Raw genomic sequence first — 23424 nt, forward strand, 5'->3', positions numbered from 1 at the left:
AAAGTTTTGTGGACAATTGCTTTTCTGCCGGGTGCGGACGGGATTTGACGAAGTGACGCCGCTGCCCTTCCTGCGATCGCCGCCCTTTCCCGGAATTGCCCCGCGCGTGGCGGCGGTGAGCATTCCGCGCGACCGGGCTGGCGAGCTGGACGAGGTTCCGGACAGCGTTATCGACCAGATCGCGGCGGCGCGGGTTGGAGGGGCTTTTTGGGGTCGCCAGCGCGAGGGCGTGAAGCTTGTGGCGCGAGCGGGGTGCCGTTTTCCCCGCGAGGGCTTGGAGCGCGATGAGATCGTCATTCTGCCCGCGCGGCCTTCCTGCAAACAATATGATCCGTGGGCGCTGGTGGCGCAGGCGCGCTCCGTCCACGCGGCGGCCGACGATGAGCTGGCGATCATTGCGGGGATGCTGGGCGTTGCTGTGCATGGCCTTGACGGTGAACTGGTCGCGCCGGAGCGGCTTCGGCTGGCGGCGAAGCGCGCGGTCGCGGCGGCCAGCTACCGGGATTGTTTCAGCGGCGAGGCGGTGGGTGTCGAGCAAGCCGTCGCGCAACTGGCGGAGTGGGGCCGCCATCTGCAAGGCAACCGGCATATCGCCGCCGCCAGCGGCATGGCTTTCTGGAAGCGCGAAGCGATGCGGCGGTTCCTATGGGATGGGGTGCGGTCGCCGCCCTTCCTTTCCCCACGCGCCGGGGTGCGGCGGGCAAGGCGCGAGGGCGGGGCGCTGGCGGTGTGGCCGTCGCGGGTGTCTTCCTCCTTGCAGGCGGATGCGCCGGACATCGCCGTCGCGCGTGTGGAAGACGGCTTTTTGCGGTCCAAGGGGCTGGGGGCTGCGCTGACGCCGCCGGGTTCTGTCGTGATTGATCGCTCCGGCATTTATTATGATGCGGGCGGGCCGAGCGACCTGGAGACGTTGCTTGCGACACATGCTTTTTCGCCTGCACTTGTCGAGCGTGCCCGGCAGCTGCGCGCCAAGATTCGGGCGGCAGGCGTCACCAAATATGGGCAGGATGGTGGCCAGATGCCGAGCCTCCTCAGCGCCAAGCGCACGGTATTGGTCGTCGGGCAGGTGGAGGATGACCTGTCGGTGCAGCTCGGCGGCGCTGGGGTCGAGGGCAATCTGGGCCTGCTGAAGCGAGCGCGGCGGGCCGAGCCGGATGCCCATATCATCTATCGGCCTCATCCCGATGTGCAGGCTGGACTGAGGCGCGGACATTTGAGCGATGCCGTCGTGCATGAACATGCCGACGCGCTGGACAGCGGCGCGCCGCTGATGGCGCTGGTGCAGGCGGTGGACGAGGTGCATGTGCTGTCGTCGCTGACGGGGTTCGAGGCGCTGCTGCGCGATCGGCCCGTTACCGTGCATGGCATGCCATTTTATGCGGGATGGGGGCTGACCCGCGACCTTGCCGAGCCCAATGTGCGGCGGGGGCGCAAGCTCACCATCGATCAGCTTGTGGCGGCCGCCCTCATTCTCTATCCTCGTTACCTCGACCCGGTAACAGGTCTGCCCTGCGGCCCCGAGATCATGGTGGAACGTTTGGGTAGTGGATCGACGTCATCGCCATCATGGCTGATCCGAATGCGGACGCTACAGGGGAAAATTAGAAGATTTATGACTGTGTCTGCCGAGCATCTTCATGGCTGACAGCCAAGCCAAGACCTTCCTCTTCCTTCAGGGACCGCATGGACCCTTTTTCGCGATGCTGGCAGATGCCTTGCGGGCACGCGGGCATGGCGCCTTGCGGATCAACATCAATGGCGGCGACAAGGTCGACTGGCCGGGCGAGGCGACGGATTATCGCGGTTCCTTCCGCAACTGGCCGCTCTTCTTCGATGATTTTATCGTCCAGCACGGCATTACAGACCTGATCCTCTACGGCGATTGCCGCCCCTATCATGCGTCCGCGCACAAGATGGCGCGGCTGCGCGGCTTGCGCGTTCATGTGCTGGAGGAAGGCTATATCCGGCCGGACTTCATGACGTTGCAGGAAGACGGGGTGAACGGCAATTCTACCCTGCCTCTCGACCCGCAATGGTTCCTGGATCAGGCGCTGGGCCTGCCGCCGGAGGGTGGGCGTGAGCCGCAAATCCCATCGACCTTCCGCAGGCGCGCGGTGAATACGACGCGCAATGGGCTGGCGTCGGCGATGATGTGGCCGATCTTTCCCTTTTACCGCACGCATCGGCCGCAGAGCTTTCTGCTGGAGGCGGCGGGATGGTTCAAGAAGCTGATGCTGCGCAAGCGCGACGTGCGTCTGTCGCGGGCGCAGTGGGAGGTGATAAGGGACAAGCCCTATTTCGCCCTGCCGCTGCAGCTGGATTCGGACTATCAGATTCGCGTGCATTCGCCGTTTGGCAATATGCGCGCGGCTTTGCGGTTCGTGATCAAGAGCTTTGCGCGATATGCGCCCGAGGGCACTAACCTGGTGGTGAAGCGCCATCCGCTGGATTCGGGACTCGTGGCTTGGGAGCGGCTGACGCGGCGGCTTGCGTCTCGCTATGGGGTCGCGGATCGCGTCTATTATCTTGCGGACCTCGATATCGCTCAGGTGGTCGGCCGGTCGCTGGGCGTGGTGACGGTGAACAGCACGGTGGGTACGCTGGCGCTGAACAAGGGCAAGCCAGTGCTGGTGCTGGGACATGCTGTCTACAAGGTACCCGGCGTCGTTTATAAAGGAACGCTGGACGAGTTCTGGCTCGATCCGGGCGCGCCGGACCAGACGCTTTATGCAGCGTTCCGCCGGGTGCTGATCGACCGATGCCTGATCAGAGGCGGCCTGCTGAGCGATCAGGGTCTCGATATGCTGATTAACAATGCTGTCGAGCGTCTGTGCGGTCAGTCCAGGATGGCGGAGCGCAGTTTGGACGCGCCAGTGCAGCGGCTAAATCTGGCGCGGGTCAGCTGAAGACCGGCAGTCCCGCTCCGCGCAGGGCGTCGTCCAGATAGCGGGTGAAAGCTGCATTGCGGACGGGCGGGCGTGCGCGGAGCCAGGCCAGCGCGACGATCGGACGCCATAGGGTAAGCTGATCGGGCGTGACGCCGCTTTCTTTGCGATAGGCGCGGCCAAGCTGACGAGCGGCCCAGTCGCGCCAGGCATTGGTGATGACATCGTTGGGACCTTCGCCGAACCGCATCAGCATTTCGCTCCTGACGGCATCGGCGGCGGGAGCGCCGATTGCGGCCTTTGCCCAGTCGAGGATTACCAGCCCGCCATCGTTGACCAGAATATTGTCGATGTGAAAGTCGCCGTGGAGGAGTTGGCTGCCCTCCGGCAGGCGGACGAGATAATGTTTGGCGGCGCGCTTAAGCGTCTCCGGGGCAGGGCCATAGTCGATGTCGGTTTGCAGGACGGACTTGACGGTGCGCAGTCCCGATACGCTCTGGGCATGAACGCTGTGTAGAACCCCCGCCATGTCGCGCAGCAGGGACGCGGATGACAGCGGTTTCTTGCGGATAGCGTGGGCGACCGATGGGCCGCTTATCTCCGGATAGATGAGGGCGCGCTTGTCATCCACCTCGACCCGCGCGCTTGGCGCGGCGGTGGGAAGGCCGAGGGAGGCAGCCATCATGGCCGCCGTCATTTCGCGCTCGATCATCTCCTCCGACACGGCATCGTGGAATATCTTGACGACCTTTCCCCCGCCGATACGGAAAACCTCCGAGCTTTTGCCCCGACCGAGCAGCACCCAATCGCTTCCACTTTCCAACGGCATGCGCGGCGTCATTTCCTCTGCTCTATGCATTTGCCGATCGCTTAATTGATGGTAGCTGCGCCGACATGGATTCCAGGAGCTTGCCCATATGAAAGAGTTGATCGCCTTCGATCTCGACGGAACGCTGGCGGAAAGCAAGCAGCCTTTGGGCGAAGAGATGGGGGAGGCGCTGGCTGACCTGATGACGGTCGCGCATGTTGCCGTGATTTCCGGTGGTGACTGGCCTCAGTTCGACAAGCAGGTGGCAAGCCGCCTGCCCAGCCGCGCGGACCTGTCGCGCCTGTGGCTGATGCCGACGACCGGCACCAAGCTTTTCACGCATCAGGCAGGCACATGGGCGCCGGTCTATGCCGAATTATTTGACGAAGCGCAGAAGCAGAACATCTTCGCTGCCTTCGATCAGGCATTGGAAGCGACGGGTTTCGTGCCGGAAGAAACATGGGGCGAACGGATCGAGGATCGGGGCAGCCAGATCACCTTTTCCGCGCTCGGGCAGCAGGCTCCTATTCATGCGAAGGAGGGATGGGACCCCGACTTTGCCAAGCGCCGTATCATTCAGGCCGACTTGCGGGAGCGGCTGCCCGGCCTGTCGATCAACATGGGCGGCGCGACATCGATCGACATCACGCGCGAGGGCGTGGACAAGGCCTATGGCCTTAAAAAGTTGCGCGACGCGAGCGGCATCGCTCTGGATGCGATGATGTTCATCGGCGACGCGATCTTCCCCGGCGGCAATGACTATCCGGCCAAGGAACTGGGGCTGGACACGGTGCGCGTGCGTGACCCGGAGGAAACGCTGTCCGTGATCGCGGCGATCGTTTCCTGCCAGAAGTGACCGATTGGCACTGATGTCGAGCGCCGTCGGTTGCGGCGTGCGGCCCATGATCTGAGAGGGGCGGGGGGGGCTTCACGGGCAAACCCCTCCACCCGGCCTAGCCGTCGCGGGCGATGCCCTTCAGATGATGGAGTAGAAGGTCGGCATTGGCTTCCCAAGTGAAGCGCAGTGCTGCATCGCGCACCGCTTCGCGCTCGGGCGGGTTGTAGAGAATTTCTCCAATGGCGGCCGCGATCGCTTCAGGGTCGCGGTCAACGATCTGGCCTGCTTCCGGACGGTCGAGCAGTTCGCGCGCCCCGCCGACATCGGTGATGACGATCGGCGTGCCGCAGGCGAGCGATTCGACCCAGGCGTTGGCGAGCCCCTCGGAGGATGAGGGCAGCGCCATCACATCGGCCGCAGCATAGATGCGCGGTAACCGGTCATGCGGGACGGAGCCCAGGAAACCGATCCGGCGATCGACGGCCAGTTCCTCCGCCTGCTTTTCCAGCGCCCTGCGGTATTGACCCTGACCAGCGAAGAGCAAAGTGATGCCGGGCAGACGGGGAAGCGCCTGCACTAGCAGTTCCTGCCCCTTGCGCGGAATGAGCGCCCCGACGCACAGGACCACGGGTCCTTCGAAGCCCAATGCTTCCTTGGCGGCGGCGCGATCGGCCAGTTCAAAGCGATCAAGATCGACGCCGGTATAGTGAACGCGGATCTTTTCCGCATCCATGCCCAGCTTGACCATCGATCGGCGCATGGCGCTGGACACGGCGAGCAGGCCCGCCGCTTCCGCCCCGGCGCGTTTTACCATGCCGCGCGTGTCGCGCCGTTTGCCCCAATAATGGATGTCGGCGCCGCGTGCCTTGACCGAATAGGGGATGCCGAGCGCGCGTGACAGGCGTTGCGCGACGGGGCCGTCGGGGAAGAAGAAGCTGGCGTCGATGACGTCGAAGGGCTGCTGTTCGTGCAGGTGGCGTACCAGCGGCAGGATCGCCCGCGTCATGCTGCCGACATTGTAGCGCGCGCCGATCTTCGGGATCGTCGAAAAAATCGGGCGGTAGACGGTGAGGTTCTGCCACCGTTCCTTGCGCGGCAGGGCGCGGAGCGGCGCATATTGATTGCCAAGGCCGATCGGCCAGATGGGAACCCCGAGCGGCGCGATCACCGTGACATTTACATCGGGGCGGCTGGCGAGTTCCCGCGCCTGCCGTTCGACGAACACCCCGAAATTCGGACGGCTCATGTCCGGGAACAGGGTCGAGAGCGTAAGGACATTCAGCGTCATGCTGTCCCCCTTAAAGCATCGCGGTTAATCGAGAGTTAGGGCTGAAGCGCGGCTTTGGCTATAATTGTCTTACCAACTGAACCGCCACAGCGCCCCAGGGTGGGTCGCTGATCACCTGCTGACGGCTGCCACTGCCGAGCGGCAATATCTGCAACTTGTCACCTTCGCGTCCGATCAGTCGGCCGAAAACGAAGCGTCCGGCATGGCGTGGCAGCAATATGTCGCGATTGAGCGCGCTTGCAAATTCGTCCGGGCCGATGCGGCGGCACCAGATTTCATCCCCGCTGCGATAATCGCCGATACTGGCGGCCACCTGAACGCCGATCATCGCGTCGGCGGGCACGGGTGGAGGGAAGGACAGGCTCCGCGTGGGCGCGCGGGCGCCTTCGGGACCGAGCAGCGCCGCGACCGGCACCACGCTTTGACCCGGCAGCGCCACCAGTTCCGACGAGCCAACGCCCAAAGCGTCGGCAATGCGGTTCAACCAGTTGACCGATACGGTTCGCGTGCCAGTTTCCAGCCTGCCTATCGTCTGCGCCGTGGTTGCAGGGCGGCAAAGCGCCGCGACTTGCTCCAGCGTCAAACCCTTGGCTTTTCGAACTTCTCTAATCCGGGTGATCATGCCTATTCCCGATTTTTCACCTATTTGGTTTTTCATCTTTCCTACAAATGGTTCGTCGTGGCAAGCCCCTTCGCATCATTCATGCATGAGGAGGAAGCCGATGCGAAGCCAATATGTGGAGCAGAAGATCGAGGACCCCGCAGGACATGTCCAGACAGTGGCGGTGAATATGGGCGAATCGCCGCTGGCATGGCTGTATGCGCGCGGTCACCTGAGCGAGCGATATTTCAGGGCGGGGGAGTTGTTGCGCGCTGATTGGGAGAAAGCGGGGCTTGGTCCGCGTGTCACTATGCGATGGGACCCGGCGCCTTCCACGGGTGGGCCAAGAAATGGCTCGGCAGCGCCTGATCCCAGCATGGCCCAGCTGTCGGCGCGGGAGCGGTTCCATGCCGCCATTGCCGCCGCCGGGCCGGGGCTTAGCGACATATTATGGCGGGTTGCCTGCGCTGGCGAGGGGCTGGTCGCGGCGGAGCGGGCGCTCGGATGGCCGAGCCGGGCGGGCAAGTTGGTCCTGACGCTGGCGCTGGAGAGGGTAGCCGCCTGGTATCGGGTGCCGTGACGTTTAGCGGCTCAGCTCGGCACCGAGGAGCAGCAGCAATTTGACGTCGATGGCAAAGCCCTCGGCTCTCCAGGCGGCAATCTGGCCCGTCAATTGATCCAGCGGCACGCGATGGACGCGGATATCTTCCCCTTCCACGCCTCCACCATCGCCCGTCTTCTGCAGGTCATGGGCGCGGAAAAGGCAAAAGCTTTCGGACACCATGCCGGGCGAACTGTAGAATTCGCCAGCGGCCTCCATGCGTCCGGCGCGGTATCCGGTTTCCTCTTCCAGTTCGCGGATCGCCGCGCGTTCGGATGCCTCGCCTTCGTCATCGTCGCCCACGAGGCCCGCAGGCAGTTCGATGCAGCGGCGGCCGAGCGGCACCCGGAATTGATCGACGAGCAGCACATGCCGCCGTCCGTCCGCGTCTTCGTAGATGGCGAGGATGACGGCAGCATGGATGCCGCGTGCTCGCCCCACATATTCCCATCTGCCGCGACGCTTGGCGGTGATGAAACGGCCAGCCCACATGATTTCTTCCGGGGCGGCCATATCCTGTTCACTCATAATTCGATCAGCCTGTCAGGCAATTCGTTGATGTCGTCATGCTCGCGCGGGAAATGGGTCGCGAGGACAGCGCCGACCTGACGCACGGCCTGTGCCAGGCCCTGTCCGGGCTGGCCCGCCCGGATCGCATCGATCAGTGCTGCCATCGCATCGCCCCATGCCTCGGGCGCGACTTTTTCGTTGATCGTGCGGTCGGCGACGATCTCGGCGCGATGCTCGTCAAGCGAGAGATAAATGAGGACGCCCGTGCGCCCGCGCGTGCGTGCTTCGGCGGCGGTGCGGAAGAGCAGGATGGCGCGGCGGCGCACCCGGCGGGCCTTGGTAGCGCGCGGCGTCATCAGCATGCGTAGCGGCATGATGGCGAGCAGATAGCGCACCACGAGAAATTTCAGGATCAGAAGGCCGGTCAAGCCCAGGATGAGCTTCCAGTCGGCAAGCTCATGTTCCCAATCCAGCAGCAGCGTGGACAGGAAGGCGCGCAGCTGTGCCGGGAAAGCGGCCATGAAAGACAAGGCGAGGAATATGGCCGCCACCGCCCAACTGAGGCCGACATCATGATAGCTGTCGGACCGGCGGGTCACGATCGTCACGATCTCGCCGGATGTTTGTGCCTCTGCTTCCTTGACGGCGGCGGTGACCAGTTCGTGGTCCGCCTGATTGAAAAGCACTTGCATCACCAGTCCCCCGAGGCGCCGCCCCCCCCGAAGCTGCCTCCTCCTGAAAAGCCGCCTCCGCCGCTGCCCCAGCTTGATCCGCCCCCGCCGCCAGAGCCCCATCCAGAGCCCATACCCGGCCCCCAGAGGATGACAGGCGCGCCGCCACCACGGCGATAGCGCTTCCCGCCGCGCGCTCGCGACAGCAGCGGAAGCAGGACGAAGAAGATAAAGAACATGATGATCCAGAAGCCGAGGATGCCGCCGCCGCCGCTATCCTGCTGGCGGGCTTCGGCCTCCGCCTGCGCGGCACGCGCCCTTGCCTGATCGGGTGGCAGGGCGAGCAGCGACGTGATCTGATCGACGCCCGCATCGATCCCGCCCGCCATGTCGTCAGCCTTGAACCGTGGGGTGATGGCGTTGCGGATAATCTGCGAAGACAGCGCGTCCGTCAGTATGCCTTCGACGCCATATCCTACTTCGATCCGCACCTTGCGTTCATTGGGGGCGATGATCAGCAGGACGCCCTGGTTATTCTTGTCCCCGATCCCCCAGGCGCGGCCGAGGCGGTAGCCATAGTCCGATATGTCATAGCCCTGAAGGTCTGGGATGGTCGCCACGACCAGCGACCGCCCACTCGCCTGCTTCTGCGCGATCAGCTTCTGGCTCAGCGCCTGTTCCTGCGCGGGGTCGAGGATGTTCGCGGCATCCACGACGCCCTTGTCGTCGAACTTCGGAAAGCTCTGCGCTCGGGCGGCCGCAGCCATGCCAAGCATCCCTGACAGGAGTGCAAAGATCAGGAGCAGGCGGCGGAGCATGGCTGGCGCTTAGTTGCCGAAGTCGACCTTGGGCGCTTCTTCGGCTCCCGGCGTTGTTGCCTGGAAAGGGGTCATCGGCTTGGCGCCATGAATGATCTTGGCACCGATCGCGTCGGGGAAAGTGCGGATGCGGGTGTTATAGGCGCGCACTGCTTCATTGTAGTCGCGAATGGCGACGGCGATCCGGTTCTCGGTCCCTTCCAGCTGTGACTGGAGATCGAGGAAATTCTGGTTGGTCTTGAGGTCCGGATAAGCCTCCACCGATGCCAGCAGCCGTCCGAGGCCCTGGCTCAATTGTGCCTGCGCCTGCTGGAACTGCTGAACCTTGGCGGGGTCGGACAGATCCTCGGCATTGACCTGCACCGATGTCGCCTTGGCGCGCGCCTCCGTGACTCTCACCAAAGTGTCCTGTTCCTGTTTGCCAGCTGCCTTCACTGTGGCGACCAGATTGCCGATCAGGTTGGAGCGGCGCTGATATTGCGCCTGAACATCGGCCCATTTGGCTTTGGCCGCTTCCTCCGCGGTGGGCACGCTGTTGATGCCGCAGGCAGACAGCGCAAAGGCCGTCAGCAAAGGCAGGAGGAGAGCAGGAGAAAATCGGCGCAGGATCGTCATGGAGCATCCTCGGCATTGTTACGATGTCGGAAATAGGTGGTTGTGGAAGCGGGTGCAACGGCTCATCCTGCTAAACACGCAATCAGTGCAAGGGGTTCTCACATGGGACTGATTTCCGAATTCAAGACATTTATAAACCGGGGCAGCGTGATCGACCTGGCGGTTGGCGTCATCATTGGCGGCGCCTTCGCCACCATCACCAAGTCGCTGACAGATGACCTGATCATGCCGGTCGTGGGCTATCTGTTCGGCGGTGCGGACTTTTCCCGCTATTTCATCCGGCTTGGCGACATACCGGCCGGGTTCAAGGGCAATCCGGAAAGCTACGCCGACCTTAAGGGCGCAGGGGTCGCCATGCTGGGGTGGGGCGAATTTTTGACCGTGCTGGTCAATTTCCTCATCCTCGCCTTCATCATCTTTCTGCTCGTGAGGGCAGTGAACAGGCTGATGCCCAAGCCCGATGAGGCGCCTGCCGCAACCCCGGAGGAGGTGCTGCTGCTCCGTGAAATTCGCGATAACCTCAAAAAATAATTCGTTTCTGCGACGAAAGGAGCCTGCGGCGGGAACCATCTGCCGTGCGACCAGTTGATCGCGGTCAGAGTTCTGGGTGCTTTGCGCGGCCGGAATTCTTGCCGAATGACGTCAGCCCCAGGGGGGCGCAACAGGAGAACACGCCGTGAAAACCATCGTCTCAGTCCTCGGCCTTGCCAGCTTGATCGCGCTTGCAGCGTGCGATTCCAAGCAGGAGAACAAGGTCGAGAACGCATACGAGAATCAGGCGGACGCCATCGACAACCAGGCCGAGAATATGGAAGCGATGGCCGATAATCTGTCCGGCAATGCCGAGAGCGCCGCCGAGAACGCCGCCGACGCTTTGGAGAACAAGGCCGAGGCCACTCGCGAAGCGGGTGAGCGCGCTGCCGATGCCGTCGAAGAGAAGACGGAGCGCTAAGCTTTCGCTTTCCCAAGCCGAAAGGGGCGTCGCGATGATGATCGCGGCGCCCTTTTTGCTGGCTGTTCAACGTCTTTAACGGGCCTTTAACTATGCCTTCCCCATGGTGCCGTCGCGCGCATCCGTGAAGGCCAAGGGAATGGACGAGTTACTTCAGGAATTCATAGCCGAGACGCAGGAAACGCTGGAAGCTCTGGCGGGCGAGGTCGTCGCCTGGGAGGCGGACCCCAGCGACCGCGACCGGCTGGACGCCATTTTCCGCTTCTTCCATACGGTAAAGGGCAGCTGCGGCTTCCTCAACCTGCCGCGTTTTGAACGGCTGAGCCATGCGGCCGAGGATGTGCTGTCGGAAATCCGCGCTGGAAACCGTACCGCCGATCCAGCGACGGTCAGTGCCGTGCTGGGCATCATGGACCGGATCGCCGAACTTGCAGAGGCGGTGGCGATCGGCGCGGCGTTGCCCGATGAAAATGACGACTATCTGATTGGCGCCCTCGCCGCACGCGAGGAAGTAACGGCGGCCGTAGAGGTTGCTCCGGCGATCGAGGCTGTGCGTCAGGGGGGCGCGCAGGCGGTGCCACGGACCATCCGGCTGCCGCTATCGCTGATCGATCAGTTGATGAACGGCGTGTCGGACATGGTGCTGGCGCGCAACGAACTGTCCCGCAAGCTGCGCGAACGGTCGAGCGATCCCGAGCTTGAAAGCAGCTTCGAACGGCTTTCCACGTGCGTTGCTGACATGCGGGACGCCATTTCCAAGACGCGGATGCAGCGGGTGGAGCGGCTGTTCACCGCCATTCCGCGCATGGTGCGTGACCTGGGCCGCGAATTGGGCAAGCGGATCGACCTGATCCTTGAGGGCGGCGACGTCGAAATGGACCGCGAGATGGTGGAGATGGTGGTCGATCCGCTGACCCACATCGTGCGCAATAGCATCGACCATGGCATCGAAACGCCGGAGCAGCGTCGCGCGCTGGGCAAGCCGGAAGCCGGGACGCTGAAGTTGCAGGCACGCCAGTCGGGCAACCAGATCGTCATCGAGGTCAGCGACGACGGGCAGGGTATCGACACCGGGCGCCTGGTGGAAAAGGCAGTTTCAGCAGGCAAGCTGACCCGCGATGCCGCCGCCAGAATGAGCGAGGCGGAAAAGCTGGAGCTGATCTTCCAGGCCGGGCTATCGACCGCCAGCCATGTGACCGCGATATCGGGCCGGGGGGTCGGGATGGACGTGGTGCGCGCCAATGTGGAGCGAATCGGCGGCGTCATCGCGCTGCATAATGAGCTGGGTCGGGGATTGCGGATCGTACTGCGCGTTCCGTTGACGCTGACGATCATTCCGGGCCTCATCATCCGGTCTGGCGGGCTGCACTTCGCCATTCCACGCGCGGCGGTGGTCGAGATTCTACATGACAATAACGAGACGCTGCACATCGCTGAAGTCGGTGGCGCGAAGATCGCGACGATCCGGTCCGTGCGTCATTCGATGATCGATCTGGAAGATGTGCTGGGGATGGAGAAATCCGTCCAGCCGGGTCCGCGCGCAATCATGGTGGTGCGATCCGCGACCGGCGTTCCCTTCGCGCTGGGTGTCGCCGCTGTCGATAACCATGAGGAATTGGTTATTCGTCCCGCATCTCCGCTGGTCATGGCGACCGGCGTCTATGCGGGCATGACGCTGCCCGACAATGGCAAGCCGATGCTGCTGCTCGACGCGGCGGGCCTCGCCAATGCCGCGCGCCTGCCGAATGTTGCGGATGAACGGTCAAATGATCAGGCCGATGACAATGACGATGGCGCTGTCCGGGTCGAGATGGTGTCGGCCCTGCGCTTTGAGGAGCTGTCGGGCGAACGTCGGCTGATCAAGCTGTCGCTGGTTGAGCGGGTAGAGGACGTTGATGCGTCGCTCTTTGGTCGTTCGGGCGCCCATGCCTTTGTGCGGCTGGACGGACGGCTGGTGCCGGTGGCCAATGGTGCGCATAAATTTGCTGCCGAGCATGTTTCGGCGCTGCGGCTTCGGGATGGCAATCAGGAAGCCTGTTATCCGGTCGCCGCTGTTCTCGACATCGTGGAAATGCCTGCGGTGCCCGACATGGTCGCCCTGCAAGGCGTGCTGAGCGGCGTCGCCATGGTCGATGGGGAACATCTTGAGGTCCTTAATCCCTTCGCGCTGTTTGCCGCCCTGCCAGATAGTAGTTTAGCAAAACGCGTTCGGGGACGATGCGTCCTTGCTGACAGTGAGGATGGCTGGACGCGTGAGATATTGGCGCCCTTGCTGCGTCAGGCGGGCCATGAAGTCCTTCTGGGGCTACCCCAGGAAGAGGCCGTCGATCCGGCGGACGTGGTCCTTTGTTCTGACCGTGACCTGACGCAGGCGGCCGAGATATTGGGATGCCGCATCGTTCAACTGCGCGCGTCACCAAAACCGGCAGGGCCAGAGGATGGCAGCATCTACCGCTACGATCAGGATGCCCTGATGGCGGCCATCACCGGCACCCGGCGCTAAGGAGGCATTTATGGAGCAGCTTTACCTTCTGGCGACATTGGCCGAAACCCGCGTCGCCGTGGCCGCGAATGAGGTGGAGGCGGTCGTGAAGCTGGCCGACATCTCGCCGGTGCCCGGCATGCTGGGACATGTGGCGGGATTGTCGGCCCTGCGCAGCCGTGTGCTCACGATCATCGACGTGCCCGCCCTGATCCATGGTGCGCCCACGCCGCCGGATCGGCGGGGCCTGGCGATCATCGCCGACATCAGCGGGCACAGCTATGGCCTGATGGTGGATGCGGTGCATGATATTTGCCAGGTGCCCGAAGGCGATCTGCCGCTGCGTGGGCAGTTGGACAAGGCCTGGGCACCTTATGCGCGGGCGATTGTCGAACAGGATGGGCATCCGCACCTGCTGGTTTCGCTGGCGAGCTTCATCGAAACCGGCCTCCTGGCGCAAGCGGCATAAATTCCTGGCTCGTTTACGAATTACTCGGCTTTGGTGGCTAATCTTTCCTGTACGGGGAAAAATCCAAGGGACGCTTCATGAAAAACTGTCTGGTAGTCGATGATTCGAAAGTCATCCGCAAAGTCGCACGGCATATCCTGGAATCACTCGATTTGTCGGTAAGTGAAGCGGTGGACGGACAGGACGCGCTGACCCAGTGCGAAGCCGCAGCGCCGGATGTGGTCCTGCTGGACTGGAACATGCCAGTCATGAGCGGAATGGAGTTTCTTCAGGCGCTTTCTACTGCGAAGGTAACCGCTCGGCCGAAGATCATCTTCTGCACCACTGAAAACGGCATCAGCCATATCAAGGCAGCCGTGGAGGCGGGCGCCGACGAATATGTGATGAAGCCATTCGATCGCGAGACGCTGGAAAGCAAGCTGTCCATCGTAGGCGTCATCTGATCCGTTGATTCGTCCCAGTCCGTTCCTGTCGCCAGAAAGCCCATCAATGTCCGCCGTCACGCCTATCCTGGCCAGCCAGAGCAGACCGCAGGTCCGCGTAATGGTTGTCGATGATTCGGTCGTCGTGCGGACAATGATCGCGCGCATCCTGGATAGCGATCCGGCATTTTCGGTGGTCCACAAGACCAACAGTGCCGAACATGCATTGGGTTATCTGGCCGCGCATGAGGTCGACCTGGTCCTGTTGGACATCGAGTTGCCGGGGCAGAGCGGATTGTCGGCGCTTCCCGCCTTTCTCCGCGCGAATCCTGGCGGCAAGGTGGTCATCCTTTCCGGAAATTGCCAGGAAGGCAGCGGAGCGGCGATCGAGGCACTGGCGCTGGGAGCGAGCGACATTTTCGCGAAGCCCGGCAGCGGTTGTTTCGGCGAACAGTTTCCCCAAACGCTCATCGATCGGCTGTCGCGCCTGTTCGGCGCCAATCTGGCACAGGCGGCGGAGGCGCCGCCGGTCATCATGGCGGCGAGCCAGCCCACCGCTCCGCTCGCCTGCCTGGGCATCGGTGCTTCGACAGGCGGTATCCACGCGCTGAGCCAGTTGTTCGCTGGTATGACCGAACCGCTGGGCGTGCCGATCCTGCTGACCCAGCATCTGCCGGTCAGTTTCACATCCTATTTCGTCCAGCAGCTTGCCCGAATGACCAGCCTGCGCGTGAAGGTTGGCGAGCAGGGCGAAATGCTGGTGCCCGATACCATCTACGTCGCGCCCGGCGACGCCAATTTGCAGGTCCGCCGGGGGCTTCATGGGCGAGTGATGGTCATGCTGGACCCCCAGCGCACACCGGCAGGAAACCTGCCCGGCGTCGATCCAATGTTCACCAGCATGGCCGAAGCATATGGACCGGGCGCAGCGGGCGTTGTTCTGACCGGGATGGGCCGTGACGGCACGGTCGGCGGACATGACATCGTTGCAGCAGGTGGCTGGATCGTGGCGCAGAATGAAACGAGCAGCGTCGTTTGGGGCATGCCCGGATCAGTGACAGCGGCCGGGCTCAGCTGCGCGCTGCTGGACCCCTATGCCATCATGGATTTCGTCGCGCGGCGCGGAAAGAGCAGAGGTTTGACACATTGACCCTTTCGACCGATTCATCCTCGAGCGGCGCCGCCCGCATCTTTTCGGCTCTGCTGGAGGCGCGCACCGGGCAGATATTGTCGGAAAGCCGCGCATGGCGGATGGAAACGGCGCTGAAGCCGGTCATGCGCAACAACGGGCTGGCCGACATGGACGAACTGGCCAGCCGCTTGCTGGGCAATCGCGATCCGCGGCTGGAAGACGAAGTGATCAACGCGCTGCTCAACAACGAAAGCAGCTTTTTCCGCGATCTTCAGATCTTCGATATGATCCACCGGCACATCCTGCCGTCCTTTTATGCGGATCGGCGGGACCGGGTGCTGCGGATCTGGAGCGCGGGCTGTTCCACGGGCCAGGAAGTCTATTCCTTGGCGATTCAGCTGCGCAACGACATCGCGCGCTGGCGTGGCTGGCGCATCGAAATATTGGCGACGGACATTTCGACCGCCGCCATAGATCAAGCGCGCAGCGGCATCTTTTCGCAGATGGACGTTCAGCGCGGTCTCGCGGTCGGCGACCTGATCAAATGGTTTGAACCCGCTGGAGACAATTGGCGCGCCAGCCCGGAACTGCGCCGGATGATCGATTTCCGGACGGACAATCTGTTCGATGCGAAGGCCCCGTCGGGCGAGTATGACCTGCTCCTTTGCCGCAATGTGCTGCTTTATTTCACGCCGGAACGCCGACAGGAGGTGTTCCGCCTTCTGAAGCGGCATAGTCAGGAAAAGTCGGTGCTGTTGCTGGGTGCTGGCGAGACCGTGATCGGCCATAGCGAAGATTTCATTCCCCATCCCGAATTTCGCGGCGGATATGCGCGGCGGCTGGAAACGGCGCGGAACAGCGACGACGCGCTTCGCCGCGCCGTCTGACCAGCGTTTCGCGCACATCCTGTCCCCGAGACGGGATCAGGGAAGTGCTTGCGCTTGATCGGCCATTCGCTCTCGGCCATTGTCTGCGGCAGTTGCCCGTCCTGATGCGGCGGGGCGAGGACAGATAATGGTTACGGGTTTCCGATGAGCGACATTCCAATGATCGAAACGCCGTCGCCCAATTTCGACGACCGCAAGCTGCCCATATCCATGCTGGTGCTGCATTATACCGGCATGCCGGACGCCCAGAGCGCGATCAACTGGATGGCCAGTCCGGAATCCAAGGTTTCCGCCCATTATGTCGTCACCGAAGAAGGTAACATCGTCCGCATGGTCGATGAAACCAGACGGGCCTGGCATGCGGGCCGGTCCCACTGGCGCGGCACGGATGATGTCAATTCGGCGAGTATCGGGATCGAAATCGTCAATCCTGGCCATGAATGGGGTTATCGCCCCTTTCCCGACGCGCAGATTGAGGCGCTCATCCCGCTGATGCATGACATCGTGCAACGTTACGGCATCACGCGTGGCAATATCGTCGGGCATAGCGACGTTGCCCCGGTGCGCAAGCAGGACCCGGGCGAACTTTTCCCCTGGTGGCGACTGTCCCGGCTGCGTCTGGCGCTGCCGCGCCCCACCCGCAATCTGATGGACCCGCTTTGGTCGGACAGTGCTTTCCTGCTGGCGCTGGAACGCTTTGGTTATGACATTGCCGAGCCCGATGCGGCGGTGGTCGCGTTCCAGCGGCGCTTCCGGCCGGAACTGATCGACGGGGTGATCGATGGCGAATGCCGTGCGATCCTGCTCGCCTTGTTGCTGCCAAAGCCGAGGGGCGATGAATAAGCAGGGATGACGGGCGCGCGCAGTACGTGTATAGCGCGCCGTGCCAGAGGGTCGGGCGGCCGCGGCGTGGCGGGTAACTTCCACGGCGAGGAAAGTCCGGGCTCCACGAAATGACGGTGCCGGCTAACGGCCGGCTGGAGTGATCCAAGGGACAGTGCAACAGAAAGCAGGTCGCTACAGCTTCGGCTAAGCGAAATTGAAAGGGTGCGGTAAGAGCGCACCGCGTCTCCGGCAACGGAAGGCGGCACGGTAAACCCCACCGGGAGCAAGACCGAGTAGGGGCGGCGCGCAGCTTCGTCTGCTAGGCCAGTTTCGGCTGAGACCGCCCGGGTTGGTTGCTTGAGGGACGGAGCAATCCGTCTCCTAGAGGAATGGCCGCCCATCCATGACAACATGGTGGACAGGACCCGGCTTATAGGCCCTCTGGCATTGGAATCCTCCCCGCGCGGAGCGGGGGGAGGGGGACCGTTTGCGCAGCAAATGGTGGAGGGGAAGAGGGATGACGTTGCGCCTGTTCCCCTCCACCGTCTGACGGCGGTCCCCCTCCCCATCTTCGATGGGGAGGATGTTATTTGAACCGCCGGGGTGGCGTTCTGCCTGCGGCTTACCTAATTGGGACCGATGGCACGAAGCAGCCGATCAAATGACTGGGGCTTTCCCCGCTGGCGCAGCTACGGCGCATCGCGTGAGGCGCAGCAGGTGCGCATGTGCGATCGGTATGGCTGTGACCAGCCGGGTAACTGCCCCGCGCCCAAGTCGCCCAACAGCCCGGAACGCTGGTATTTCTGTTCCGATCATGCGGGCGAATATAACCGCAACTGGGACTATTTTCAGGGGCTGGACAAGGAAGAGCGGGAGCAGCGCGAGCGCGCCGAGCGCCGCGACGCTGGCGGCTATCAGGGCAGCGCCTATCATGGCTGGGGCGGGCCGGGCGACGGCAGCCGGTCGCGGGACGAGCTTCATGCGTTGAAGGCGCTGGAACTTGAGGATGACGCCGATTTCGAGGCGGTGAAAAAGAGCTGGCGGCGTCTGGCCAAGGAATATCACCCCGACGTGAAGCCGGGCGACGCGGACGCCGCCGTCCGTTTCCAGACGATCCAGGCCGCCTATGAAGTGCTGCGGTCGGCGGAGGAGCGGCGGACATGGAAGCCGCGGGAGACCGTGGATTGACGGATCATGTCCGGTCCAACTGGCAGAATGCGGTCTTGGTCTGCCGCAAATGTTCGAAGAAGCTGGATGGGGGTTTTGGTCCCGATGGGGACGAACGGCTCGCCAAGGCCCTACGCAAGCAGTTGTCGCTGAAGAAAGGGCGCAAGGCGGCAGCGGGGATTATCGAGGTCAATTGCCTCGGCGTTTGTCCCAAGGGGGCGGTGACCGTGGTCAATGGCGCGCAGGCGCGGGACTGGCTGCTTATCCGGCCGGGCGTTGATCTGGACGAAGTCGCGCAAAGCTTGGGTCTTGCCCCGACCGATGGTGGGGTCAACTAGCCTTTTTGAGTGGCGGCTCCAGCCCCGCTTGGGCGAGCAGGGGCATCAGCAGCGTCTCTTCCTTGCGCATCCGGTTGAGCAAGGCATCGATGATCTGGCGGCTCTCGCGGCAAAATTCGGGCCATTCGCGAGCAATACGATCATCGCTCCATCGAGACATATAGTGGGTGAAGTCTAGCGCCAGCGGCGCCATTTCCGCTTGCAGCCGCGCCGCTGTTTCCCGCAGGGGTGCATGCGCCTGACGCTGCATGGCGGGATAGAAGATATGGTCTTCCAGGGCGAGGTGAGACATTAACAGCCGGGCAAACTGCCAGCGGAAGGTGCCAAGCTGGCGAGGCGTGGCGTTGTCGGAAATCAGCTGCAAAAATTCGTCGGCGGCTACGTCGAGCGCGTCATGTTGGCTTTGTAATTGCTGCAGGTCCATCGGCCGTTTCCAAACATAGGATAAGATGTTTTTCGCACGGTGCCGTTAATAATCCGTTCTTTCCGCCGGATATTGACCGAGGGAGGCGCCGTCCGCTGCCCCTTTCAGGCGGCGGACGGCGTGACATGCATCAGCCCGGCTGATCGGCGCGGCTCGCACCTTCGCCGTCCAGGTTAAGCGCGACGAAATCCCAGTCGATCGCGTCCTTCAGCAGGCGCTCGGCATAGTTGGGGCGCAGGTTGCGATAGTCGATATAATAGGCATGTTCCCACACATCGAGGATCAGCAACGGCGTGTGATCATGCGCAACGGGGGTGTCGGCGTCATGATAGCTGGTCACTTCCAGCTTGCCGTCTTTCAGGATCAGCGCGGCCCAGCCGCTGGCAAAGTGTCCGACGGCTTCCGCTTTCAGCTTTTCGATCAAGGCATCGACCGAGCCGAAGCCTTCGTTGATGAGGGCGAGCAGCGTGCCGGTCGGCTGCTTCTTTTCCGGCGACAGCGACAGCCAGTAGAATGTGTGGTTCCAGATCTGTCCGACCTGGTTGAACAGAGCGCCCTTGCTGCTCTTGATCAGTTCGACCAGCGACTTGCCCTGAAGCGCCGGGTCTGCGGCGACCAGTTCATTCGCCTTCACGACATAGGCGTTGTGATGCTTGCCATGGTGATAGTCGAAGGTTTCAACTGAAAGAATGTCGCCAAAGGCATCCTTTGGATAAGGCAGATTGGGCAGCACAAAGGCCATGTCGGAACTCCTCGGGTTCTTGGGATGGATGGCGGCATAACGGACATGCCACCGAAAGGGTCCCGGCCCCGTAGCAGCCTTATTGCACTGCGGAAAACAGGATATTTTCGTTTAGCTGCATGGAAATATCCATGTGACAGCAGCGTAACGATGACATAGAATCATCGGTCAGGCCGTTCACGAACGGCGGCCGAATGAAGGGGACGGATCAATGGCAAAATTCTTCGGTAATTTGCATCTGGTGCTCGCCGTGGGGTTGGTGTTTGCGCTGGTGGTGATTTTCTCGGTCCCGGCGAATACAATTCCCGAGCAAGCGATCCTGCGTTGGCTCCACCTGTTCTTCGGCATCGTGTGGATCGGCCTTCTCTATTATTTCAACTTCGTCCAGATCCCGACCATGCCCAAGGTTCCGGCTGAACTGAAGCCGGGCGTGTCGAAGTTCATCGCGCCTTCGGCCCTGTTCTTCTTCCGCTGGGGCGCAGCGCTGACCGTGCTGACCGGGGCGATCATCGCCTGGCGCAGCGTCTATCTGGTGGAAGCGCTGACGCTTCAGCCCGGTTTCGTGCTGATCGGCGTCGGCATGTGGCTGGCGCTGGTGATGGCGTTCAATGTGTGGTTCATCATCTGGCCGAACCAGAAAAAGGCGCTGGGTATCGTCCCTGCCGAGGATGCGGTGAAGGCCAAGGCGGCGACCACCGCGATGATGTTTTCGCGTATGAACACCCTGCTTTCGCTGCCGATGCTTTATTGCATGGTGAACTTCAACGGCGGTTGATTTTATGACGTGGGCGGGGCTGGTTGAGGCTGGCTCCGCCTGTGTTAAAAACGCGTTCTACTTAACGAACATCAACCCTGTGGCGGGGTGGTTTCGCCGATTTCCTCGCTGTCAACGGCGTTCCCAATCGTCAGCCCGTGTCGCATCAGCATCGGGATATTGGCGAGCGCGAAGACGAGCGAAACGACGGTGACGCCCCAGACCTTGACCGCGAGCCACGCGTCGAAGCTCATCGAATGGCGCATCACTTCATTGGCGGCCGCCATGGCGGCGAAGAAGAAGCCCCAGTTGCGCGACAGCTTGCGCCAGCCTTCTTCGGTGAGGCCGTCATAGGCGGCTTGCAGAAGATATTTGAGCAGCGCCTTGCCGCGCAGAAGGCCCCCGAACAGCATCAGCGCGAAGAAGCTGTAAATGATCGTCGGCTTTATCTGAATGAAGCTCTGATCCTGGAAATAGATGGTGAGCCCGCCGAAGAAGAGCACCAGCATCGCCGACAGCCACAGCATGGGTGAGACACGGCCGAGCTTCACCTTCGAGATGATGACCGCGATAACGATGGCGGTCATGAAGGCGGCGGTGCCAAGGCTCATTGCGGTGATGGGATTGCCGGGACCCCAGATCCATCCTGCTCCCTTGTAGGTCAGGAAAAAAACGAGGAGGGGACCGAAGTCGAGGGCAAGGCTGAGATTGCCGCCGTGGGCAGGTTTGGTGTCAGTCATCGATCTAATTTCCCGTCACCCCAGCTGAAGCTGGGATCTCGTGAGGCTGTGTTGTGCCATCAAGGCAGGAGATCCCAGCCTGCGCTGGGATGACGGATGTTGGGCGATTAGCGCGCATAGGCTGTTCCTGCGATCGCGCGCGCCATGTCGCCTGCGTCGAAGGGGCGCAAGTCCTCGATCTTTTCACCAACGCCGATAGCATGGATGGGCAGGCGATATTTCTCCGCCGCCGCGACCAGCACGCCGCCGCGCGCGGTGCCGTCCAGCTTCGTCATGACGAGGCCGGTGACCTGCGCGACTTCCTTGAAAACCTCGATCTGGTTCAACGCATTTTGTCCCGTGGTGGCATCCAGCACCAGCACAACGTCATGGGGCGCCGCCGGGTTCAACCGGCCGAGGACGCGGCGGATCTTGGCGAGCTCGTCCATCAGCTCGGTCTTGTTCTGGAGGCGGCCTGCGGTGTCGACGATGAGGACGTCGATGCCGGTGGCGGTCGCCTGTTTGACCGCGTCGAAGACGATGCCCGCTGCGTCGCCGCCTTCCTTGCCCGCGACGATGGGGATGCCGAGGCGGTCGGCCCAGACCTTTAGCTGGCCGATGGCCGCCGCGCGGAACGTGTCGCCAGCCGCCAGCATCACGCCATAATCCTGCTCCAGGAAATTATTGGCGAGCTTGGCGATGGTGGTGGTTTTGCCGGATCCGTTGACGCCGATGACCAGGATCACCTGCGGGCGGGGGAAGGCTTCGATCTCCAGCGGGCGGGCGACCGGGGCTAGGACCTTTTCGATTTCCTCCGCGATGATTTCGCGCAGATAATCTTCGGTGAGTTCGCGGTTGTAGCGGCCTTCGGACAGGCGATCGCGGACGCGGGCGGCCATCGCCGGGCCAAGGTCGCTGACGATCAGAGCTTCCTCGATCTCGTCGAGCGTTTGTTCGTCGAGTGCGGCCTTGGTGAAAATGCCGGTGAGGTTTTCGCCGAGCTTATCGGAGGTGCGCTTCAAACCGCCAAAGAGGCGGTCGCGCCAGCTGGTGCCGGGTTCAGTCATTGCCGAGCCTCTTGCGCGATCAGCACGCCATTCTCAAGGGCCGTGATGGTTGCCGAGGTGATGGAAGAGGAGGGCTGGGGCGTTTCGAAGCGCACCGGGGCGAAATTTTCCGCATGGCCGGAGGTGCCGTTGCGCTCGACGAGCACGGATTGGGTGGAACCGATGAGGCTTTGGAGCCAGCCTTGGCGTTGCGTTTCGCAGGCCGCGCGGAGACGGGCGGCGCGGGCCTTGATCGTGGCGCGATCGACTTGCGGCATCCGCGCAGCGGGGGTGCCTTTGCGCGGAGAATAAGGGAAGATATGGCCGTGGACGATGGCGCATTCCTCAACCAGCTTCAGGCTGTTTTCGAACATCGCTTCGTCCTCCGTCGGGAAACCGGCGATGATGTCGGCGCCGATGCTGATGTCGGGGCGGGCGGCCTTGAGGCGCTCCACGATGCGGATCGCATCAGCGCGCATGTGGCGCCGCTTCATGCGCTTGAGGATCATGTCATCGCCTGCCTGGAGCGACAAATGGAGGTGCGGCATCATGCGTGGCTCATGGGCGATGAGGTCGAAGAGCCGGTCGTCGATTTCTACGCTGTCGATCGAGGAGAGGCGGAGGCGGGGGAGGGCGGGCACGGCCTTCAGGATGCGTTCGACCAGCAGGCCGAGGGACGGCGATCCAGGGAGGTCGGGGCCATAGCTGGTGACGTCGACGCCGGTCAGCACGATTTCCTTGTAGCCCGCGTCCACAAGCTCGCGCGCCTTGTCGATGACCGCGCCTGCCGGGACGGAGCGGCTGTTTCCCCGGCCATAGGGGATGATGCAGAAGGTGCAGCGGTGGTCGCAGCCATTTTGCACTTCAAGGAAGGCGCGGGCATGTTCGGCGAAGGCGCTGGCCATGTGCGGAGCTGTGTCGCGGACGGTCATGATGTCGGAGACGTTCACGACCGCCCGTTGGCTTCGAGCGAAATCGAGAAGCGGTCGCGCATCTGTGTCTCGACTGCGCTCGACACGAACGGAAGTGGAGTGAGCGTCCGCCTCCTCCCCGTGCGTCACCCCAGCGGAGGCTGGGGTCTCATGCCCGACGTCGTGCCCTACCGGCTGAGATCCCAGCTTTTGCTGGGATGACGGGTAGTGGGTGGGGTCGAGTTTCTCTCGATTGCCTATTACCGCGTCCACCTCCGCCATTCGGGCGAAGGTTTCCGGTTCGGTCTGCGCTGCGCAGCCGGTGACCATGATCCGGGCCTCTGGCCGTTCGCGGCGGGCGCGGCGGATGGCTTGGCGGGTTTGGCGTACGGCTTCGGCGGTTACCGCGCAGCTGTTGACGACGATCAGGTCATCTTGTCCGCCCGCCATTTCGCGGATCGCCTCGCTCTCCGCGATGTTGAGCCGGCAGCCCAGGGTGATGATCTGCGGGCCGGACAT

The 23424-nt window shown here is 62.7% G+C and carries 27 protein-coding genes and 1 other RNA gene; 16 read left to right on the forward strand and 12 right to left on the reverse strand.

From position 1 onward, the window contains the following. Nucleotides 1-52: 52 nt before the first annotated feature. The gene (locus ACZ5U1_RS00900; RefSeq protein ID WP_464778973.1) at nt 53-1645 is read left to right on the forward strand and encodes a capsular polysaccharide export protein, LipB/KpsS family; all 1593 of its coding nucleotides are present in this window, start codon (nt 53-55) and stop codon (nt 1643-1645) included. Beyond that, nucleotides 1638-2906, forward strand: coding sequence for a capsule biosynthesis protein (locus ACZ5U1_RS00905; protein ID WP_464778974.1), 1269 nt, complete (start codon nt 1638-1640; stop codon nt 2904-2906). The genes ACZ5U1_RS00900 and ACZ5U1_RS00905 overlap by 8 nt, the downstream gene beginning before the upstream one ends. Here the strand turns inward: ACZ5U1_RS00905 and ACZ5U1_RS00910 are convergent. Next, nucleotides 2899-3726, reverse strand: coding sequence for a phosphotransferase family protein (locus ACZ5U1_RS00910; protein WP_464778975.1), 828 nt, complete (start codon nt 3724-3726; stop codon nt 2899-2901). The genes ACZ5U1_RS00905 and ACZ5U1_RS00910 overlap by 8 nt on opposite strands. 76 nt (nt 3727-3802) lie before the next feature. Between ACZ5U1_RS00910 and ACZ5U1_RS00915 the strand changes: the two genes are divergently transcribed. Beyond that, nucleotides 3803-4549: an HAD-IIB family hydrolase gene (locus ACZ5U1_RS00915; RefSeq protein WP_464778976.1), complete on the forward strand. Its 747-nt coding sequence runs from the start codon at nt 3803-3805 to the stop codon at nt 4547-4549. Nucleotides 4550-4646: 97 nt separating this feature from the next. On the opposite strand, the gene ACZ5U1_RS00920 is transcribed toward ACZ5U1_RS00915, so the two are convergent. Together ACZ5U1_RS00920 and ACZ5U1_RS00925 are read right to left on the reverse strand one after the other, a co-directional pair. Next, nucleotides 4647-5819, reverse strand: a complete 1173-nt coding sequence (locus ACZ5U1_RS00920; protein WP_464778977.1) for a glycosyltransferase — start codon at nt 5817-5819, stop codon at nt 4647-4649. A 58-nt stretch (nt 5820-5877) separates the two neighbouring features. Further along, a complete protein-coding gene (locus ACZ5U1_RS00925) occupies nt 5878-6441 on the reverse strand; it encodes a helix-turn-helix domain-containing protein (RefSeq protein ID WP_196225368.1) in 564 nt (187 codons plus the stop codon). 100 nt (nt 6442-6541) lie between these two features. On the opposite strand from ACZ5U1_RS00925, the gene ACZ5U1_RS00930 reads away from it, so the two are divergent. After that, nucleotides 6542-7000, forward strand: a complete 459-nt coding sequence (locus tag ACZ5U1_RS00930) for a DUF6456 domain-containing protein (RefSeq protein WP_464778978.1) — start codon at nt 6542-6544, stop codon at nt 6998-7000. Between the two features lie 3 nt (nt 7001-7003). Here the strand turns inward: ACZ5U1_RS00930 and ACZ5U1_RS00935 are convergent, their stop codons facing one another. The 4 genes from ACZ5U1_RS00935 to ACZ5U1_RS00950 are packed head-to-tail and all read right to left on the reverse strand — an operon-like array spanning nt 7004 to nt 9635. Beyond that, the gene (locus ACZ5U1_RS00935; protein WP_464778979.1) at nt 7004-7549 is read right to left on the reverse strand and encodes an NUDIX hydrolase; all 546 of its coding nucleotides are present in this window, start codon (nt 7547-7549) and stop codon (nt 7004-7006) included. After that, nucleotides 7546-8223 carry a TPM domain-containing protein gene (locus tag ACZ5U1_RS00940; RefSeq protein WP_464778980.1) on the reverse strand — a complete coding sequence of 226 codons (678 nt, stop codon included), beginning with the start codon at nt 8221-8223 and terminating at the stop codon, nt 7546-7548. The genes ACZ5U1_RS00935 and ACZ5U1_RS00940 overlap by 4 nt, the downstream gene beginning before the upstream one ends. Continuing rightward, nucleotides 8223-9020 (reverse strand): TPM domain-containing protein, encoded by a 798-nt coding sequence (locus tag ACZ5U1_RS00945; protein ID WP_464778981.1) that lies wholly within the window; start codon nt 9018-9020, stop codon nt 8223-8225. The genes ACZ5U1_RS00940 and ACZ5U1_RS00945 overlap by 1 nt, the downstream gene beginning before the upstream one ends. Nucleotides 9021-9029: 9 nt before the next feature. Further along, the gene (locus tag ACZ5U1_RS00950; RefSeq protein WP_464778982.1) at nt 9030-9635 is read right to left on the reverse strand and encodes a LemA family protein; all 606 of its coding nucleotides are present in this window, start codon (nt 9633-9635) and stop codon (nt 9030-9032) included. Nucleotides 9636-9737: 102 nt separating this feature from the next. On the opposite strand from ACZ5U1_RS00950, the gene mscL reads away from it, so the two are divergent. The 11 genes from mscL (at nt 9738) to ACZ5U1_RS01005 (ending at nt 18309) form a co-directional block, all read left to right on the forward strand. Beyond that, complete coding sequence (gene mscL, locus ACZ5U1_RS00955; protein WP_196225374.1) at nt 9738-10166, forward strand: large conductance mechanosensitive channel protein MscL; 429 nt, start codon at nt 9738-9740, stop codon at nt 10164-10166. Between the two features lie 145 nt (nt 10167-10311). Then, on the forward strand, nt 10312-10587 hold the full coding sequence (locus ACZ5U1_RS00960; RefSeq protein WP_464778983.1) for a hypothetical protein: 276 nt from the start codon (nt 10312-10314) through the stop codon (nt 10585-10587). 139 nt (nt 10588-10726) lie between these two features. Continuing rightward, nucleotides 10727-13090 carry a chemotaxis protein CheA gene (locus ACZ5U1_RS00965; RefSeq protein ID WP_464778984.1) on the forward strand — a complete coding sequence of 788 codons (2364 nt, stop codon included), beginning with the start codon at nt 10727-10729 and terminating at the stop codon, nt 13088-13090. A gap of 10 nt (nt 13091-13100) precedes the next feature. Next, nucleotides 13101-13538 carry a chemotaxis protein CheW gene (locus ACZ5U1_RS00970; protein ID WP_464778985.1) on the forward strand — a complete coding sequence of 146 codons (438 nt, stop codon included), beginning with the start codon at nt 13101-13103 and terminating at the stop codon, nt 13536-13538. A gap of 77 nt (nt 13539-13615) precedes the next feature. Further along, complete coding sequence (locus ACZ5U1_RS00975; protein ID WP_196225378.1) at nt 13616-13981, forward strand: response regulator; 366 nt, start codon at nt 13616-13618, stop codon at nt 13979-13981. A gap of 46 nt (nt 13982-14027) precedes the next feature. Continuing rightward, entirely contained in the window at nt 14028-15110 is a 1083-nt protein-coding gene (locus ACZ5U1_RS00980; protein WP_464778986.1) for a chemotaxis protein CheB, read from the forward strand. Further along, the gene (locus ACZ5U1_RS00985) at nt 15107-15979 is read left to right on the forward strand and encodes a CheR family methyltransferase (RefSeq protein ID WP_464778987.1); all 873 of its coding nucleotides are present in this window, start codon (nt 15107-15109) and stop codon (nt 15977-15979) included. Before ACZ5U1_RS00980 ends, ACZ5U1_RS00985 begins: the two co-directional genes overlap by 4 nt. A gap of 144 nt (nt 15980-16123) precedes the next feature. Further along, nucleotides 16124-16822 carry an N-acetylmuramoyl-L-alanine amidase gene (locus ACZ5U1_RS00990; RefSeq protein ID WP_464778988.1) on the forward strand — a complete coding sequence of 233 codons (699 nt, stop codon included), beginning with the start codon at nt 16124-16126 and terminating at the stop codon, nt 16820-16822. Between the two features lie 43 nt (nt 16823-16865). Continuing rightward, nucleotides 16866-17253, forward strand: an RNA gene (gene rnpB / locus ACZ5U1_RS00995) — RNase P RNA component class A. Between the two features lie 190 nt (nt 17254-17443). After that, nucleotides 17444-17992, forward strand: coding sequence for a J domain-containing protein (locus ACZ5U1_RS01000; RefSeq protein ID WP_460987511.1), 549 nt, complete (start codon nt 17444-17446; stop codon nt 17990-17992). Next, complete coding sequence (locus ACZ5U1_RS01005) at nt 17965-18309, forward strand: (2Fe-2S) ferredoxin domain-containing protein (protein ID WP_464778989.1); 345 nt, start codon at nt 17965-17967, stop codon at nt 18307-18309. The genes ACZ5U1_RS01000 and ACZ5U1_RS01005 overlap by 28 nt, the downstream gene beginning before the upstream one ends. On the opposite strand, the gene ACZ5U1_RS01010 is transcribed toward ACZ5U1_RS01005, so the two are convergent. Then, nucleotides 18302-18733 carry a hemerythrin domain-containing protein gene (locus ACZ5U1_RS01010; protein ID WP_464778990.1) on the reverse strand — a complete coding sequence of 144 codons (432 nt, stop codon included), beginning with the start codon at nt 18731-18733 and terminating at the stop codon, nt 18302-18304. The genes ACZ5U1_RS01005 and ACZ5U1_RS01010 overlap by 8 nt on opposite strands. A gap of 130 nt (nt 18734-18863) precedes the next feature. Then, nucleotides 18864-19475, reverse strand: a complete 612-nt coding sequence (locus tag ACZ5U1_RS01015) for a superoxide dismutase (RefSeq protein WP_464778991.1) — start codon at nt 19473-19475, stop codon at nt 18864-18866. Nucleotides 19476-19686: 211 nt separating this feature from the next. Here ACZ5U1_RS01015 and ACZ5U1_RS01020 point away from each other — a divergent pair, with 211 nt between their 5' ends. Continuing rightward, a complete protein-coding gene (locus ACZ5U1_RS01020; protein WP_464778992.1) occupies nt 19687-20250 on the forward strand; it encodes a urate hydroxylase PuuD in 564 nt (187 codons plus the stop codon). Nucleotides 20251-20321: 71 nt separating this feature from the next. Here the strand turns inward: ACZ5U1_RS01020 and ispZ are convergent, their stop codons facing one another. From ispZ to mtaB, 3 genes are all read right to left on the reverse strand, one after another. Continuing rightward, nucleotides 20322-20969 carry a septation protein IspZ gene (gene ispZ, locus ACZ5U1_RS01025; RefSeq protein ID WP_464778993.1) on the reverse strand — a complete coding sequence of 216 codons (648 nt, stop codon included), beginning with the start codon at nt 20967-20969 and terminating at the stop codon, nt 20322-20324. 107 nt (nt 20970-21076) lie between these two features. Beyond that, nucleotides 21077-22015, reverse strand: coding sequence for a signal recognition particle-docking protein FtsY (gene ftsY / locus ACZ5U1_RS01030; protein ID WP_404956525.1), 939 nt, complete (start codon nt 22013-22015; stop codon nt 21077-21079). After that, the gene (mtaB, locus tag ACZ5U1_RS01035) at nt 22012-23424 is read right to left on the reverse strand and encodes a tRNA (N(6)-L-threonylcarbamoyladenosine(37)-C(2))-methylthiotransferase MtaB (RefSeq protein ID WP_464778994.1); all 1413 of its coding nucleotides are present in this window, start codon (nt 23422-23424) and stop codon (nt 22012-22014) included. The genes ftsY and mtaB overlap by 4 nt, the downstream gene beginning before the upstream one ends.

This window comes from Sphingobium sp. TomTYG72 (assembly GCF_055394715.1).